The organism is Bradyrhizobium cosmicum, assembly GCF_032290525.1.
Classification (GTDB): domain Bacteria; phylum Pseudomonadota; class Alphaproteobacteria; order Rhizobiales; family Xanthobacteraceae; genus Bradyrhizobium; species Bradyrhizobium cosmicum_A.
In genome coordinates this window covers 231260-246934 of sequence record NZ_JASXTA010000013.1, presented here as the reverse complement: position 1 = coordinate 246934, position 15675 = coordinate 231260, and the positions used below count along the sequence as shown (strand labels likewise).

The window sequence follows — 15675 nt, the reverse complement described above, 5'->3', positions numbered from 1 at the left end:
CATGGACGGACGACCGACCGCTTCGCAGATGGCTTCCGCATCGTTCTGGTCGTTTTTGTTCGACTTGACGTATGGTGTCACGAACTGAGGGCTGATTAGTCGGACCTGATGGCCAAGCTCCGTGAGCACGCGAGCCCAATAGTGTGCCCCGTTGGAAGCCTCCATGCCGACCAGGCAGGCCGGTAAATTGGCGAAAAAGCCGGCCACCGCATCGCGACGTAACCTCTTTCGCACAACGACTTTCCCGTGGTTGTCGACGCCGTGAACTTCGAAGACATACTTCGCCAGTGTCAAACGCCATCCGGAACTGCCCCCTTTGCGTCATGAAGAACTGCCCCCCACCATCGGGATTATGATTTCGGTTGAAGGTTGTTTCCGCCGGTGACGGGCCGGAGGGAGGCGGAGCCGACCGGAGGGCCGTCACCGGCGGTCGGCGTCTTGATGAGGCCGCTCTTGCGCTTGGCTCGGAGCCGGTAGCTGTCGCCGCGGATCGTCAGCACGTGGCTGTGGTGCAAGAGCCGGTCGAGGATCGCGGTGGCGACCACGGGATCAGCGAACACGGTGCCCCATTCGGCAACACTGCGGTTCGAGGTGATCAGCATGGCGCCAGTTTCGTAGCGCCGGCTGACCAGTTGGAAGAACAGATGTGCCGCGTCAGGTTCCAGCGGCAGGTAGCCGAGCTCGTCGACGATCAGCAGCTTTGGCTTCGATAGCGCGAGCAGTTTCTCGTCCAGACGCCGTTCGCCATGGGCCTTGGCAAGGCCTGCGACCAGCGTCGTCGCCGTGGTGAACTGCACCGTGTACCCGGCCAGGATCGCCTCTCGCCCCAGCGAGATCGACAAGTGCGTCTTGCCGACTCCGGGTGGCCCGAGCAACAGCACGTTCTCTCCGTTGGCGATCCAACGTGACGCGGCAAGGTCACGGATCTGTTTGGGATCGATCGACGGCTGCGCCTCGAAGTCGAAGCCCGCCAGTTCCTTGACGGCTGGGAAGTGTGCGAGCTTCAGCGCCATCTCGATGCGGCGATGATCCTTGCGTGCGATCTCGCGCTCGCACAGCAGGATCAGCGTCTCACGCGCCGACAGGTTCGCGCGCGCCGCCTCGTCGAGCAGGCTGTCGAGCTGATCGCGGATGCAGGAGAGCTGCAATCGCGCCAGCATGGCATCGAGCGGATCGATCGTTTCTTCCATTATCTTCTTTCCCCACGCCATCAGAAGCCTCCTCCGACCACAGCTTCGTATTCGGCAAGAGAGCGTAACAACGACGGCGGTGGAGACGGATCCAGCACTGCCGCGATCTCCTGGCGGACCGCGCCATTGCGCCCAGCGACACCATCGAGATGGGCGGCGTCGACGATCCGCAGCCGGCGTCCCTCGGACTGCTTGTGCACTGCTACCTGGTGCAATCCATGGCGGATCCGGACTTCGCCGGCCGCGATCGTTACCGCCACGCGCTCGCCAATAAGGCGCCAGGGCACCGAGTAGCTGTTCGTGTCGATTTCGACGGCGCAATCATTGCCGACGACGCGGGTCAGTTCACGCAACGATCCGAACGACGGCTGCCCCCCGAGCGGCTTCAACCGATGTATCTCCTCACGCGCGAAGCGGATGATCGGCGCCTCGCCGGTCGTGCCGTGGATACGAACGTTCGCAACCTCACGCTCCCATCTGTCGAGATGCGCCTCGAATGCTTCCCAACTTGAGAAGGAATGACCGGCGATCGCATTCTTCTTCACGTAGCCGACGCCGTTCTCCGTCTTGCCCTTCGTGCGCGCCCGATATGGCGCGCAGGCGCGAGGAGGGAAGCCCCAATGCTTTGCGAAGGCTATAAGCTTGTCGTTGAACTGAACCGACCGGCTCACCGCGTCGTGGCGCACGACAAGCGCGCGTGGATTGTCCATCAGCACTTCCTCCGGCACACCGCTGAAGGTCGTGAATGTGCTCTCGAGCCCGGCGAACCAATGCTCCTGCCTCTCGGCCCGGAACGCACGCACATGGAGCCGTCGCGAGTGCCCGAGCGTCGCCACGAACACGAATGCCTTGACTTTCGTCCCTCCGATCTCGACCAGGCGCTCCCCGAAGTCGATCTGCAGCTGCCGACCCGGTGGCGTCTCAAACCGCGTCGTCGCCAGCGCCTCCGCCTTCAGCGCCTGGCGATAGGGCTGCACGGCGCGTTGCAGCGTCCGCCGGCTGACTGCCACGCCTTTCTCGGCCAACAGGTCTTGGCGCACCACATCGGCATTGCCGCGATGCCGAATGAGCCTCTCGCGCAGCCAGCCCTCAAGGCCGTCGAGCTGCTTCTTCCGCTCAGGCGACTTGAACGGCTTCACACCGCCCGCCGCAACGTAATCTTTCACAGTGTGATGGCTGCAGCCCAGCTGCCGCGCAATCCGCTTCACACCCCATCCGCACGCCCTCAGGCGCATCATCTCCGCCACGTCATCCGGCGTCTTCATCACCTGCCCCCGTGGATCATTCCACGGCGAGCCTTCAGTGATTCGTTCCCGCTTCATTCACTCTCTCCTCAGCTATTCGAGGAGGGGCAATTCCTCGTGACGCAGAGGGGGCAGTTTTCCACGGCGCGCGACATCGCCAGATTTAGACCTATCCGAACGACCTGCATAACATCCTCCTTCGCTGCAGTTGACGCTTGAGATTCCACCGCGGCAAGGGCGGGGTCCATACCATTGGCCCCCGACTTGCAAGGATTGGCTTCGGCAGCATGCTCGGATCGCTTGCGCTCATATGTCCGGCCTACGATTGGGTCTGCGACCACTGGCCAAGATGGGCTTCGCGAACAGTGAAATCCAAACACGAGAACGGCATTTGCTGCCGGTGAACCGATCGGAAACTCTCCCTGTTCGGCTTGCGCCGATCACACCACCTCTTCCTATCCTGCAAGTTCCAGCCTTAGCGTCATACCTGCGGTGCTGACGCCAAACTTTGCATTTCGTTCATGCCTATATCGGTGTTGCCATTGGAACTGCGTTGCCAATGGGTCGATAGCGCTCCCCGCTGATCATCAATTTCCAAGCGATCCGAGCCATCTTGTTGGGCCAATGCTACCGCGACGAGTTTTGGTGGCTTCCGCGCGATTAAAGCTTTTAACCAAGGCCACATCCTACTGCCGCCCCGGCGTAGGTCGCCGATGACCGCGGTAGCGCCCGCGACTAAGACGCTTCTTAGCATCTCATCGCCGGCGCGCGTGATAACACCGAGCCGGTTCTTGCCAGCCGTCGAGTGGTTTTTTGGCGTCAAGCCGAGCCAGGCCGCAAAGTTTCTTGCCGACTCGAAGCCGCGCGCGTCTACGACCTTTATTGATAGCAACGTCGCGCCGATCGGACCAACTCCTGGAATAGCCGCTAGTCGTCGGCTCATCTCGTTACCCCGATGGAGTTGCATGAGCTTCTTGTCGAGCGCGGCGATCTGATCATCAACACGCGCCAGTTCGGTCGCCAACGCCTCCACCAACTCCATAGCCAATTCGGGGACTGTCGCGTCGGCCCGAATATCGATCAGCAGTTGCTGAAGCCGCGAAAGCCCCTTGGGCGCGGTAAAGCCGAACTCTGCGGCGTAACCGCGGATCGAATTGGCGAGCTGGGTGCGCCTACCGATGAACTGGGTACGCACGCGCGTCAGCATCTGTGCGCCCTATTGCTCGGGACTCTTGATCGGCACAAAGTTCTTGCGCAGTTTGGGTCGACTCGCCGCCTCGCAAATCGCCTCGGCGTCCGCAGCGTCGGATTTCCCGCGCTGTACGTACGGTTTGACATATTGTGGCGGGATCATCGCCACCTCATGCCCCAGCGATCGCAGCTCCCGCGCCCAGTAGTGCGATGCTCCGCAAGCCTCCATCGCGACAAACGCAGGCGGCAAACGACCGAAGAACGCCAGAACCTGACTGCGTTTCAACTTACGTCGCAAGACCGGCTGCTCCATCCGGTCAACGCCATGCAACTGAAATACGCTCTTTGACGTGTCCAAACCGATGCGAACAATTGTTTCCATGGGCGGCTCCTTCCTTTGAGGTCATCTACGACCCCCTCCTGCCACGCAGACCGGCGGAAGGGGGCCGTCCACCCCAACACGAGAGCCCGGTCCGGCGGCAGCCGCACGCGCTCGGGCCCAGAGAACTCCGCCAAGACTTGAATCAGCGGATCTAGATTTCCTCGCGCGCGTGCGTCTGCGCGTCATAGATCCTGATCTGAAGCATTGGAAAACGCTTCTTGAGTTCTTCGCCCCCTGCCCTGGCGCCGTCTCTGGTTGCAAATTCAGCTTTGAGCCGGCCGTCCACTTCAAGGGCGTAACCAGAGGCCGGCAATTCACGGGTGGCTGCAACCATTTCATTCCCATTGTGTAGCGAGGTGGCTGGGAATGAGGGTAGCGTGAGTCGCCCAAACCGCGCTTCGTCACAGCCGCCGCCGTTTCTCGTCGTAACGACTGCCCTCGTTCTTGATTGGCGCTCTGCTTGCAAGCTTCATGCTTGCATCCAACTCAACAACGCAAATTCATTTCATCGACATCAGCGCGACTGCAGACGTAGAGTCTCGCTTGCAGCTCCCAATGCACGCGGATCTCACAAATGAGCGAACGACGGCAGCTTTCCCTCAACTTCTTCATCTATCCAGACGGCCATCACGAGGCTGCCCGGCGCCACAGGAGTTCGGCAGCCAATCGCATTCTCGACGTCACCTACTATCAGGAGCTGGCGCAGCGCGCCGAAGCGCACAAGTTCGACGCGGTCTTCTTCGCCGATGGTCCGGCGCTGGCGGACAATGTCCGCTATGCGCAGCGGTTCCGGCTCGAGCCGATCACCCTGCTTACCGCGATCGCTTCCGCCACCAGTCGGATCGGCCTGATCGCGACTGCGTCGACGACTTATACCGAACCATATAACCTGGCGCGACTGTTTGCCTCGCTGGATCATATCAGTGGTGGCCGCGCCGGTTGGAACATCGTGATGACGAGCTCGCCGCAGGCCGCGCAGAACTTTGGCTTGCCCGAGCATCCTCCGCATCACGAACGCTACGAGCGGGCGCGGGAGTATCTGGACGTCATCACGCGGCTTTGGGACAGCTGGGAAGACGACGCGCTCGTCAACGATCCCAGATCGGGTGTTTTTGCCGACACCGGCAAGATTCACGCAATCAATCACATCGGAAAGCATTTCCGCGTGCGTGGGCCGCTCAACATCTCAAGGACGCCGCAGGGACGACCGGTCTATGTCCAGGCCGGCTCTTCCGACGACGGACGTGCCTTTGCGGCGCGATTCGCCGAGGCGATCTTTACCGCGCATCAGACACTGGCGAGCGCTCAGGAATTCTATGCCGACATCAAGCATCAGGCGCGCGCCTTCGACCGCAGTCCCGATCAAATCAAGATTCTCCCCGGCGTCAGTCCCTTCATCGCCAGCACACAGAGCGAGGCCGATCGGGTGCAGGACGAGTTCAACGAGCTGATCCAGCCCGAGTATTCGCTGACCCAGCTGCGCCAGATGATCGGTCTCGACCTCTCCGGGTTTGACCTCGATGGCCCCTTTCCCCGCCATCTGATCGATACCGAGGGCGCCCACGGCGTTGCCAGCCGCTTCAAGCTGGTGATCGACATCGTCGATCGCGAGAAGCCGACGATTCGTCAGCTCGTACAGCGCCTGGCCGGCGCCCGCGGCCATTGGGTGATTGCCGGACCGCCGGAAAAGATCGCCGACAACATTCAGACCTGGTTCGAGAACGGCGCAGCCGATGGTTTCAACGTCATGCCACCCTGGCTGCCCGGTGGGTTCGACATCTTCGCCGAGCAGGTCGTGCCCATTCTGCGCAAGCGCGGCCTGTTCCGTCACGACTACACGGGCACAACGCTGCGCGATCACTACGGCCTGAGCCGGCCGGCCAGCATCTTCTCCAACGCCATTCAAGCGATCGCATAATTCGCCTGACAACACTGATTTGACGACGTCGCAACAGAAGCCTAACGGGTTGCTTTCATTGGGTTGTCGGACGGCTAAGGCGTAAGTGGGGGGAGATTTATCTATGCTCCTCATAGCAAGCCGTGGTCTGAGCGAGGTTCACTGCCGGTGAACCAGGTTTTCACGGCTTCGGCGAATAGATCTGTCCTTCCGCGGCCGTGCATTCCAGACATCTTATGGTTAGTTGTCGCGCCGGGTTTAGCCGGCGGGCGATCAAGTCTCTACGGCAAGGAAGAATGACTCGGGGCCGGAAGGCGGGATAGATGTGCCTGGTCCGACGGGGCTACCCGTACGTTTTCGATCGCTTCCGCTTTCACATGACCCGAACCGATCGCGCTCCCGCCGATAGTACGGCAGGAGTTGGATGCGGTCTTCGCTCCCTGTTCCTCGACGATTAGAGGGCTGGATGGTCGGACGGCCGACGATCGAAAGTAACCGGTATGAGCTCCCACGTCCGCAGGATTAGCGGGCGCGTGCGTAGCGGATGGGCATCCAGTGCTGGCGCAGGGCCTCGACGACGGCCGGGATATCGAGGTAGGCGTTACGGAGGAAATCCTCGGTCTCGCGGCCGCTTCGCGGCGACCCGAGCAGCGGACGGCCCTGATCGTCGCGACAGTGCAGCAGGATGGGCAGCAGCAGGCCGTGATTGACGTTTCTGGCGTCCAGCAACGGCGCCCACACCGACAGCCTGAGCCGTATCGCGGCATAGAAGCCCTGGCACCATGGACGCGCATCGATATTGCCATTGGCTTCACGCCGGTGCATCGGCGCGAACTGGCGAGGCGTGGTCGAAAGGATCTGGCTGATCTCGTTATGACGCAGCACAACGGCGGAAATCGCCGCGAACTCCGGGGTGCCGCCGTGGTTGAAAGCATCAGCATCGATGGCGAGCAGCGGGCAGATCCAGTCGAGTGGGCTCATTGACACCGGTCCAGCCACGATCGCGGCGACGTAGCCATCGAGCATGGGAATGCTGGTGGCGGCAGGATGCCAATCGACGCGAGCCTGCAGCCACCGCTCGAGTTCCTCAAGCGGCATCGCGGCGGCCGCCATCGACGGCGCGGCCTTATGGCGGCGCGAGCTCATGCCACGGCCTGTGCGGTACGCTGGCGCGCCGCCTTCCAGTTCCAGGCCAGCAGCTCGTGCAGCTGATGGCTCTTGGTTCGCCCGGACACGATGCGCTCCAGCACGTCGGCCAGGTAGGCCTGCGGATCGAGCTCATGAAGTTTTGCCGTGTTCACGATCGAGGCCAGGATTGCCCAGCTCTCGGCACCGCCCTCGCTGCCGCTGAACAATGAGTTGCGTCTTCCCATGGCAATCGGGCGCATGGAACGCTCGACCGCATTGCTGTCGACCTCGACGCGGCCGTCGCGGAGAAACAGCGTCAACCCGTCCCAATGGTTAAGCGCATAGTTGATCGCCTCTGTCAGCTTCGACTGCGAGAAGAGCTGGTCGACCATGGCGATCAGCCGCGCCCTGAGCGCCTCCATCAACGGAGCGGCCTTGGTGCGGCGGGCGGCCAGCCGCTGCTCCGCACTGCTGCCGCGGATCCCTGCCTCGATGGCATAGACCGCTTGCAGCCGTTCGATCACCTCGCGCGCGAACGGCGACTGCGTCGTTTTGAATACCTCGACGAATTTGCGTCGGGCATGGGCGAGACAAAAGGCGAGCTGGATCGCGCCGCCGTGACCGCGGGCGAGCGCCTTGTAGGCGGCATAACCGTCCACCTGCAGAATGCCGGAAAAGCCCGTCAATTGTCTGGCGATCTCCTCGGTGCCGCGGCCGTCGGCGAACACATAGGCAACCGCCGGCGGCGAGGGCCCGCCCCAGGGGCGGTCATCCATGGCATGCGCCCAGAACTGGCAGATGCGGGGGCGATGTCGTCCGGGATCGAGCACCGGCATCGGTGTCTCGTCGCAGAATACCCGCGTCGCGGCCTGGATCATCCGCAGCTGCAGCTCATAGAGGCTTTTGAGCCACCAGGCGGCGCGCTTCACCCAGCCGGCGAGCGTCGCACGGTCCAGCTGGATGCCCTGGCCGGCAAGGATCTGCACCTGCCGGTACAGCGGCAAATACCAGGCGAACTTCGAGACCACCACGTGGGTCACCAGCGCCGTCGACGCCATGCCGCCCTCGATCAGGCGCGGCAGCACCTTCGCCTGGACCACGCCATCGGTGCAGCCGCGGCAGCCGTATTTGGGACGGATCGTGCGCAGCACCCGCAGGATCGCTGGAATCACGTCCAACACCTCGCTGATGTCCTCGCCGATCTTGTGCAGCTGGCCCTGGCAGCACGGGCACGCACTCGTCTCCGGCTCCAGCACCTGCTCACAGCGTGGCAGGTGCTTAGGCAGCGCCCCAATATTGCGGCGCGCCTTCTTGCGCGGCTTATCAGACGGCTTCGCCGCAGGCGCATCGTCGTTGGCAGCGGCAGGCGGGGTGGCGCCGGTCTCAAGGTCATCAAGCTCAAGCGCGAGTTGCTCGGCCACGAGCGTGGCAAGCCGCTCCGAGCGCTTCCCAAAGATCATCTCCTTGAGCGTCCGCATCGCCACGCGCAGCTTCTCGTTCTCGGCGTCAAGCGCGAGCACCATCTCGGTCAGAGCCGCCGTATCGCTCGGGAGGGCATCGGGGCGAATCGCCATGAATAGACGATACATCCGCGCGCCACATGCTCCAGCGAAATCCTCGCTTCTCAGCCAACAACCGCCGGCTGCTTCACCGGCTTGGGTGAGACACGCGTCCACTCGAGTCCGTCGAGCAGCATCGCGAGCTGTGTCGCACTCAGATGCGCCACGCCATCGCGGATCGGCGGCCAAGTGAAACGCCCTTGGTGCAACCACTTCGTCACCAGCACCATGCCGCTGCCGTCCCACGCCAGAAGCTTCACTCTGTCCATGCGCTTGCTGCGGAACACAAAGACGTCGCCACAATACGGGTTCGCGCGCAGTGCTTCGCTCACCAGCGCCGACAGCGTGTGGACCGACTTGCGAAAGTCGACCGGCTGCGTCGCAAGCACCACCTTGAGGTCGGAGCGTAGTGCAATCACCGGATACCCCGAAGCGCCGACAGTACCGTCGAAAGTGTCGCCAGCTCCACGCCCGGCTCGACCCGGATGCGCGCCCCACTCAGCTCGATCTCGATCACCCCGCAGGCCTTGGTCGGCGAGGCGGTGATCTCCAAAGGCCTCGTCTGTGCCGGCGAAATGCGCTTGGACTCGTCGGCCGTCTCGCCTTCGCTCTCGGCACCAATTTGGATCGGCACGAAGCTCGGCGCCTTGCCGGCCACCACCGCCGCAACCTGGCGGCGCCACACCGTGAGCAGCCCGCGGGAAACGCCATTGCGTCGCGCCACCTCGGAGATGTTCGCACCTTCTTCAAAGCTCTCCGCCGCGATCCGGGCCTTCTCCTCGCCCGTCCATCGTCGCCGCCGGCGCTCCCCGGTGATTACCTCGACGCGACGATAGGAATCGCCTTCATGCCTGGCATCAAGCATGGCATTTGCCATCGTTCCACCTCCAAACGAACCGCTCATGCCAGGCTGTATCGCGCGCAAGCCGAGGGATGGCTAGGTGGGGGCGTCACGCCGGTTACGATCGAAATCCTCTAGCTTGTCGGGCGGCAACACCCGTTCGTGGGTGGCAATACACGAGATGCAACGCAGCGATGGCGCTTGAATCCGGCGTTTGGGCGATCGTTTTTGATGATTTCCACCGCATCGATTGTGCAAAGTTGCCATTCGTTAAGCGCGGAGCTGCCCCACTTTATAAAAGTCATTCGCGCCCGTTGCCCGGATCCGAGAACGGTCTTCCCGCATTTGGGGCAGCCTGTGCCGGAGCGTAAGTGATGTAGTCTCGCGCCGATGTGGGACACACGAATCGAGGTCTTTTTGAACGTGCCTCTCGGCGAGCCTACTATCTTTGGTGAAGCCAATAGGTTGGCAAGCAGTAGCCGCCGACATTTAGGCCGGGGGTCTCGCCGGGAGTCACATAGTCGGGCCACTTCTCGGCATTCACCAATTGTCGACGGAAGTGAGCACGTGAGGACCAACAAATTGTCCCTAACTTGAACCTTCTCAGCGCGAACGAGCTTTGAATAGGGTCCTAACATTCGGCGGCACCGCATTTGGCTAAGCAAGCAACGCGAGGGGGAAATGGCTCTGCTGAGAGTCAGGAGCTGGTACGGCGATTAACGTTGGAGATCAGATCCCTCAACGTCTGTCTGGAGGATTTTCTTCACGTCCGAGCCAAGGCACTTGGCATTAGTGGAACACAATTGGCGATCTTGATGGCGGTGATGGACTTAGACAAGGATGGCGGTGCTCCGGCCGGCGTTGTCGCAAAACTGATGAAAGTCGACCCGTCCTTCATCACGCTGCATTCGAAGGCGCTGGAGAAAATCGGATTTGTGCGGCGCAAGACCGGTATCAGGGATGCTCGGGTCGTCCAGCTCTCGCTAACGGACAAAGCCCGTAAGCGTCTCGCGAACATCGCTGCACAACAGGAGCAACTGGATCAATTCGTTTTCGGTGAGCTTAGCATTGAGGAATCGACGAGACTGTCGAGCCGACTTGCAGCGCTCAGGATGCGGCTCGAGAGAGCTCGCCTGAAAGCCGAACTGGACACCGGCGCGGCGTCAGCCCGAGGGAGGGGCCGACGTTAGAAGGGAGGCGCTTTGGATCAACAACGGTGGTTTGAATGCGAGGGCCGCATGCCCTCATGTGAAGCACCGTCGTCATGAGGAGCACATCGGCTCCTCGCGCCGGTCGGGCCAGTCGCAGCGGCGACATACTAGAGTTACCATTTTGTGGATCGGGAGCTAATCGATTGGGCCGACCAATACGGATTCGGTATGAGGCCAGAGTTCTCCGCGGAGCTCCAGATTTCTGGCGTCCCCAACCTGTTACACCCGGCCAGCCGCTAAGACTTTGTGGAATAGCAAAATTCTTGCAGATCGCGACGAAGTCCGTCGGCCAAACCATCTACGAAGCGATTTGCCATTGACCAAAATCAAAACATCAATTCTAGATTTTCTATCCTCTCACGTCTGAACGGAGGCTAAAGGTCTCATGCGCAACCTTCTCTTTATCTGTGTGCTTGCACTTTCCATACTCGTCGGCTTTGGATCGCCATTGACCGCCGCTCCGCGGGGTCGTTCTTTCATTCCACCGGCTCGGCAGGACGTTTATTGCCTCCAGGGACGTATCTGGGGATATCCGGGCAATTGCCAGTTCTCGACCTATGACCAGTGCATGACCACTGCCTCCGGCACCCTAGCCTATTGAGGGGATGAATCCGATCTATGCATTCCGGCAACAAGGAGGGCACCTGCGCTGATGCGTGATGGCCAACTGTGGTCGAGACATCCGTCTTTGCTCATATAATTGGACCCGCCGTGCTGGTTAAGCGTTGGGCTTCCGCCTGGTTGGACGTCCCCGCTCGCGCACGCTCCGGCACCGGCCTCAATCCCCCATCAAATCCGACCGCCGATTTCGGGGCATCCTGTCGCGGCAAGTGTTGCCAGGCTCTCGCAGGCGCCAAGAACCACATGGTCGTCATGCCGCACGCCGACATGGACCACGCGGCGATGGCTCTGCTGGCGAACGCTGCATGGCGATTTCGGTGGCGGTGCCAATCGGAGATACCACGGCCGAGCGGCTGACCGAACAGCTGGCGCCTAAGGTCCGCGCCCTGAACATCGGTCCTGACACTGGTCCCGATGACGAAATGGGGCCATTAGCAACAAAGGCAGATCTCGATAAGGTCTGAGGCGACATCGACGTGGGCGTACAAGTAGGTGCAAAGCTGATCGTCGACGGACGCGAACTTCGGCGTCAAGGCTATGAAGGTGGATGTTTCATCGGTGGAAGTCTATTTGCTCGCGTGACCACCGACATGACAATTTGCCGCGAAGAGATCTTCGCTCCCGTCCTCGCGGTGGCTCATCTATCAGGCGGTCACGCTCGAGGCGCGACTTTCCGACGGATGACAAGGGCAAGGTGATCATGGGCTGCACCGCCATCCGATCCTGGACGGCGTCGCGATCTACGTCGGTGAGACGATCCTTGCTCGAATCACCATCGGCCGCGGATCGACCATCGGCGGCAATATCTGGCTGATCCGTGACGTGCCGCCGAACAGCATGGTGAGGGCAGGCCACCGCGCGGAACGTTCCGAGCGGCTGTGCAGGTTAAGAGTTGGGCTTCCGCCCGGTTGGACGTCCCCGGACAAGGCAAGATGAGCAAGATCGCGGCTGAGCATCCCGCCCGTCAGGCCGTCCTCTACATGCGTCGATCAGCTGATCAGGTGGCCAGCAATCTGGAAAGCGAGCGCGTCAATATGGATTTGCAGATCGGGCGCGGCAGCGCGGCTGGAGCAATGTCGCCTTCATCGATGACGGTCTTGGCCGCTCTGGCGATGGCTTTGCCTGGCCCGGCTTCGAGAAGCTGCTGCCTACCATCCCTCGACGGGCGTGGCGCCGTTGTCCATATCGCGGCGTCACGCCGCCCTCGGCGAGGTGAGCGTGATCGACGATGGCAAAGGCTTAAGAACACTCCGAGCAGGGACGGATAGCACATGGCGTGTCGGCAGACTCGACTTCCCCCAACATATGTTTTCAGGGGGCTAGAACTCAAATTCTCACAGGAGCTTGCGACCTGCGCGCTATCGTTAATGGAGCCTTCAGTGACTGAATCGAATTGCAGCACCGAAAAACCCAACGAGCCAGCAGCGTGCTCGGCATCATGAACCCTGGTTTTCCGTTGAGGGCAGACCCATTAAGAATGGGGCCCAAGGCAGGAAAAACCAAAATACATAGAGAGGTACGATCGCGCTATCGGGTGCAATCGAGCAAACCTGGTTCCTTGAGGACCCGGCCACAGCACGCTTGTTGGTCCTGTAAGCTGTGAAGTCGATGATTGTCGCCGAACTGTCTGTCACTTGATGCTTCGATACCATCCTGAACCTACTCAGCCAATGCCCTTGTCGCTTTTGCGTTCTCTGCCGCAATTGCTCGAGTGTCTTGAGCCAAGTGCAGCCAGCAAAGCCAGATGTGATCGGCCTCCCGCCGGGCTTTGAAGCGGCCAACGCATTTCTTAGAGCAAAGTGCCGTCCGCCAGGAATAATGGCGGATCAGCCCGAACTTTCCGCCGCACATCGCGCAGCACCTTGACTGATCGCGGTGAGAGCTATGGGAGCTGTTGCGCATTCTCGCCTCCTGTCGGCGTTCCGTGGACACCTCGGGCATTTTCGTGGCCGCAGCACCACGCCGCGCGCAAAGTGGGCGGCGCCAAGTTTCGCGATGCGTACGGGACATCTGGCGCAAGTGTGAGACTGATGTGCGCGCGGGCTCCATCTGACTGCTTCGGCTACACTGACGAATGTAGCAAGTATCCAATCTCGATTAATGCAATGAGTCGGCGACTCGCGACACAATCCTGCGCTTTCGCGGGCTTTGTTTGATGGATTTCAGCCGGCACGGCTCAAGAGGCGCCTAACAGCACTCCAAGGCTGGTAAGCGCCACCGCTGTGCGTTCGCATGGGTAAACTTGGTACCTGACTTCCTTCGCGACGTTTTGAACACGCATGATCACTGCGGGCGGTTGAGACGCAGAGTTGTGACTGCAAGGCCAGGCTGAGGTGCGGTGCTTGGGTTTCCCAGAGAAGGCGCGGCAAGCGACACTTCAGGTCAGCGCAGCGGCACATCCGTGATGCTGCCGTAGATTTCGTCAAGATCTGACGCTGTGACACAATACGGAGGCATCACGTAGATCGTGTTCCCGAGCGGCCGCAGCAGCAGATTTCGCTGCTTAAAGAAGGCCTGAAGCTTCGGACCGAGTTCCGCAAGATAGCCTTCATCGCTCGCTTTCAGATCGAGTGCTGCGATGGTGCCAGTCCGGCGGACGTTTTCGAAGCGCGGATCGGCGCGGAGGACCTCAAGCGCCTCTTCTTGCATCGTGCCGACCGACGCCACGCGCTGGTGAGTTTCCGGATCGTGCCAGAGATCCAGGTTGGCCTTTGCGGCGGCGCAGGCCACGGGGTTCGCTGTATAAGAACTCGAATGAAAGAAGGTCCGTGTACGATCCGTTGAATAGTGCGCGTCGAAAATATCCGCCCGGCACAGTGTCACCGCGAGCGGAAGCGTCCCTCCCGTGAGGCCTTTGGAGTAGCAGACGATATCGGGAATGACATTGGCCTGCTCGCAGGCGAATAAGCTTCCAGTGCGGCCCCAGCCCGTCATGACCTCGTCCGCAATGAAGAAGACGTCAGAGGCCTCGCAGATCCGCTTCATCTCTCTTAGCACCCACGCCGGGTACATCAGCATCCCACCTGCCCCCAAAATCAGAGGCTCCACAATGAACGCGGCGGGCATGTCGTTTTGACAAGCCGACTCCAGCGCATCCAGTGTCGCCTGCTCACGACCGCTCACAGGAAACGGGATTGAGGTCACGTCGAACAGCAGGGGCGCGTAAGGCGCGTTGAACACGCCTCTGGCACCGACCGACATCGCACCAATTGTGTCCCCGTGGTAGGAATGTTGCATCACGACAATGCATTGTCGCGGTTTGCCGATGTTGTGCCAGTAGCCGACCGCCATTTTTAGCGCCACTTCCACGCTGGCCGAGCCACTGTCCGAGAAGAAGACATGCTCGAGGCCATCGGGTACGAGCTTCAAGAGTTGCGCAGCAAGCTCCTCCGCCGGTTCGTGAGTGTAGCCTGCGAAGATGATCTGGTTGAGCTTGCCTGCCTGTTCCTGGATGGCGCTCACGATATGTGGATGGCAATGGCCGTGGGTCACCACCCACCAGGATGATATAGCATCGATAATTCGGCGCCCATCAGCGGTGTGGAGATAGGCGCCATCTCCCCGCACAATTTTGGTTATCTTCTCTTGGAGCGCATGTTGTGTGAACGGATGCCAGATCGGCGACTTCGGCTTCGTCGTCATTGCCTGAATTGATCGGCACGGAACGAGGTTTTGAAGGCGGCCTGCAGCGTGTCTGCCGCGAGGGGAGACAGCCACGGCAATCGCCCTAACCAACGCGCCCGCCCAATCTCGCGAATTGCGATCTGGGTCGTAGCATTTGGTTCCCCAATGAAGGCAATCCCAAGAATAGGGATCCGGCGCGTTCGCAGAGCCTCTATCGACAGCAGCGAATGATTAATGGTGCCCAGTGCCGTGCTCGCGCAAAGCACGATTGGAAGCCGCCATCGCTCGAACACATCAATGTAGAGCGTATCGCCCCTCAGCGGCACCATTAGGCCGCCAGCGCCCTCAATCACCAACGGTCGCTCCCCGGTGTCTGGCACATTGAGCGATTCTGGCTCGATGCGAACTCCGTCAATTTCAGCGGCCTGGTGGGGCGAAACGGGGGTGCGAAGCCGGTAAAGCTCCGGAATGATGCGATCGGGCGAGAGACTGCCCAGCCGTGCGACGAGCTCGGCATCAGTCTCTCCTTCGAGACCGGCCTGAATCGGTTTCCAATAGTTCGCGCCGAGGAGATCGGCGAGTCCGGCGGAAAACACCGTTTTTCCGATTCCGGTGTCTGTGCCTGTCACGACAATCCGCTGACTCATCGAGCTTCACCTCTCGTCTCAATAAACACGTCGAGCACCGAACGCACCTTGTCCTCTTGGTCGGCCGGAAGCTTTCATCTTTGCGCCCATTATTGCCGGGGCGCTCGGCCGAATTTCTCTAATGCTGGGCCGTTCGTTGC

Annotated in this window: 13 protein-coding genes and 3 pseudogenes; 5 read left to right on the top strand and 11 right to left on the bottom strand. The window is 60.9% G+C overall.

Features of this window, described 5'->3' with window-relative positions:
• The 5 genes and pseudogenes from QSV46_RS23815 to QSV46_RS23795 form a co-directional block, all read right to left on the bottom strand.
• A partial coding sequence (locus tag QSV46_RS23815) for a transposase (RefSeq protein ID WP_409997201.1) occupies positions 1-294 on the bottom strand: 294 nt, incomplete at its 3' end.
• A gap of 56 nt (positions 295-350) precedes the next feature.
• Positions 351-1190, bottom strand: a complete 840-nt coding sequence (gene istB, locus QSV46_RS23810) for an IS21-like element helper ATPase IstB (RefSeq protein ID WP_247337631.1) — start codon at positions 1188-1190, stop codon at positions 351-353.
• Positions 1191-1210: 20 nt separating this feature from the next.
• Positions 1211-2512: an IS21 family transposase gene (istA, locus tag QSV46_RS23805; protein ID WP_314957392.1), complete on the bottom strand. Its 1302-nt coding sequence runs from the start codon at positions 2510-2512 to the stop codon at positions 1211-1213.
• Between the two features lie 447 nt (positions 2513-2959).
• Positions 2960-4007: pseudogene (locus QSV46_RS23800) on the bottom strand (IS110 family transposase).
• A 151-nt stretch (positions 4008-4158) separates the two neighbouring features.
• Positions 4159-4341: a hypothetical protein gene (locus tag QSV46_RS23795; RefSeq protein ID WP_247438947.1), complete on the bottom strand. Its 183-nt coding sequence runs from the start codon at positions 4339-4341 to the stop codon at positions 4159-4161.
• A gap of 240 nt (positions 4342-4581) precedes the next feature.
• Between QSV46_RS23795 and QSV46_RS23790 the strand changes: the two genes are divergently transcribed.
• Both QSV46_RS23790 and QSV46_RS41445 read left to right on the top strand, forming a co-directional pair.
• Positions 4582-5925 (top strand): LLM class flavin-dependent oxidoreductase, encoded by a 1344-nt coding sequence (locus QSV46_RS23790; RefSeq protein ID WP_314957387.1) that lies wholly within the window; start codon positions 4582-4584, stop codon positions 5923-5925.
• Between the two features lie 302 nt (positions 5926-6227).
• Positions 6228-6362, top strand: coding sequence for a DUF1045 domain-containing protein (locus tag QSV46_RS41445; RefSeq protein WP_085394444.1), 135 nt, complete (start codon positions 6228-6230; stop codon positions 6360-6362).
• A 64-nt stretch (positions 6363-6426) separates the two neighbouring features.
• On the opposite strand, the gene QSV46_RS23785 is transcribed toward QSV46_RS41445, so the two are convergent.
• The 4 genes from QSV46_RS23785 to tnpA are packed head-to-tail and all read right to left on the bottom strand — an operon-like array spanning position 6427 to position 9468.
• On the bottom strand, positions 6427-7050 hold the full coding sequence (locus QSV46_RS23785) for a UPF0149 family protein (protein WP_314957385.1): 624 nt from the start codon (positions 7048-7050) through the stop codon (positions 6427-6429).
• On the bottom strand, positions 7047-8606 hold the full coding sequence (tnpC, locus tag QSV46_RS23780; protein ID WP_314957383.1) for an IS66 family transposase: 1560 nt from the start codon (positions 8604-8606) through the stop codon (positions 7047-7049). The genes QSV46_RS23785 and tnpC overlap by 4 nt, the downstream gene beginning before the upstream one ends.
• A gap of 50 nt (positions 8607-8656) precedes the next feature.
• Positions 8657-9010 (bottom strand): IS66 family insertion sequence element accessory protein TnpB, encoded by a 354-nt coding sequence (gene tnpB / locus QSV46_RS23775; RefSeq protein ID WP_219684374.1) that lies wholly within the window; start codon positions 9008-9010, stop codon positions 8657-8659.
• Positions 9007-9468: an IS66-like element accessory protein TnpA gene (gene tnpA / locus QSV46_RS23770; RefSeq protein ID WP_314957380.1), complete on the bottom strand. Its 462-nt coding sequence runs from the start codon at positions 9466-9468 to the stop codon at positions 9007-9009. Before tnpA ends, tnpB begins: the two co-directional genes overlap by 4 nt.
• Before the next feature lie 686 nt (positions 9469-10154).
• Between tnpA and QSV46_RS23765 the strand changes: the two genes are divergently transcribed.
• The 3 genes and pseudogenes from QSV46_RS23765 to QSV46_RS23755 form a co-directional block, all read left to right on the top strand.
• Entirely contained in the window at positions 10155-10622 is a 468-nt protein-coding gene (locus tag QSV46_RS23765) for a MarR family winged helix-turn-helix transcriptional regulator (RefSeq protein ID WP_314957377.1), read from the top strand.
• 406 nt (positions 10623-11028) lie between these two features.
• Positions 11029-11296 (top strand): annotated as a pseudogene (locus QSV46_RS23760) (DUF3551 domain-containing protein).
• Between the two features lie 160 nt (positions 11297-11456).
• A pseudogene (locus tag QSV46_RS23755) lies at positions 11457-11902 on the top strand (aldehyde dehydrogenase family protein); the annotation flags it as partial.
• 1744 nt (positions 11903-13646) lie between these two features.
• On the opposite strand, the gene QSV46_RS23750 reads toward QSV46_RS23755, so the two are convergent.
• Positions 13647-14906: an adenosylmethionine--8-amino-7-oxononanoate transaminase gene (locus tag QSV46_RS23750; protein ID WP_314957375.1), complete on the bottom strand. Its 1260-nt coding sequence runs from the start codon at positions 14904-14906 to the stop codon at positions 13647-13649.
• Positions 14903-15535 carry a dethiobiotin synthase gene (gene bioD / locus QSV46_RS23745; RefSeq protein WP_314957372.1) on the bottom strand — a complete coding sequence of 211 codons (633 nt, stop codon included), beginning with the start codon at positions 15533-15535 and terminating at the stop codon, positions 14903-14905. The genes QSV46_RS23750 and bioD overlap by 4 nt, the downstream gene beginning before the upstream one ends.
• Positions 15536-15675 lie beyond the last annotated feature (140 nt).

What these genes read in the sequence shown, in the direction of transcription:
- istB (WP_247337631.1), bottom strand. Translation starts at nt 1,190, where the DNA reads ATGGAAGAAACGATCGATCCGCTCGATGCCATGCTGGCGCGATTGCAG.
- istA (WP_314957392.1), bottom strand. Translation starts at nt 2,512, where the DNA reads ATGAAGCGGGAACGAATCACTGAAGGCTCGCCGTGGAATGATCCACGG.
- QSV46_RS23795 (WP_247438947.1), bottom strand. Translation starts at nt 4,341, where the DNA reads ATGGTTGCAGCCACCCGTGAATTGCCGGCCTCTGGTTACGCCCTTGAA.
- QSV46_RS23790 (WP_314957387.1), top strand. Translation starts at nt 4,582, where the DNA reads ATGAGCGAACGACGGCAGCTTTCCCTCAACTTCTTCATCTATCCAGAC.
- QSV46_RS41445 (WP_085394444.1), top strand. Translation starts at nt 6,228, where the DNA reads ATGTGCCTGGTCCGACGGGGCTACCCGTACGTTTTCGATCGCTTCCGC.
- QSV46_RS23785 (WP_314957385.1), bottom strand. Translation starts at nt 7,050, where the DNA reads ATGAGCTCGCGCCGCCATAAGGCCGCGCCGTCGATGGCGGCCGCCGCG.
- tnpC (WP_314957383.1), bottom strand. Translation starts at nt 8,606, where the DNA reads ATGGCGATTCGCCCCGATGCCCTCCCGAGCGATACGGCGGCTCTGACC.
- tnpA (WP_314957380.1), bottom strand. Translation starts at nt 9,468, where the DNA reads ATGGCAAATGCCATGCTTGATGCCAGGCATGAAGGCGATTCCTATCGT.
- QSV46_RS23750 (WP_314957375.1), bottom strand. Translation starts at nt 14,906, where the DNA reads ATGACGACGAAGCCGAAGTCGCCGATCTGGCATCCGTTCACACAACAT.
- bioD (WP_314957372.1), bottom strand. Translation starts at nt 15,535, where the DNA reads ATGAGTCAGCGGATTGTCGTGACAGGCACAGACACCGGAATCGGAAAA.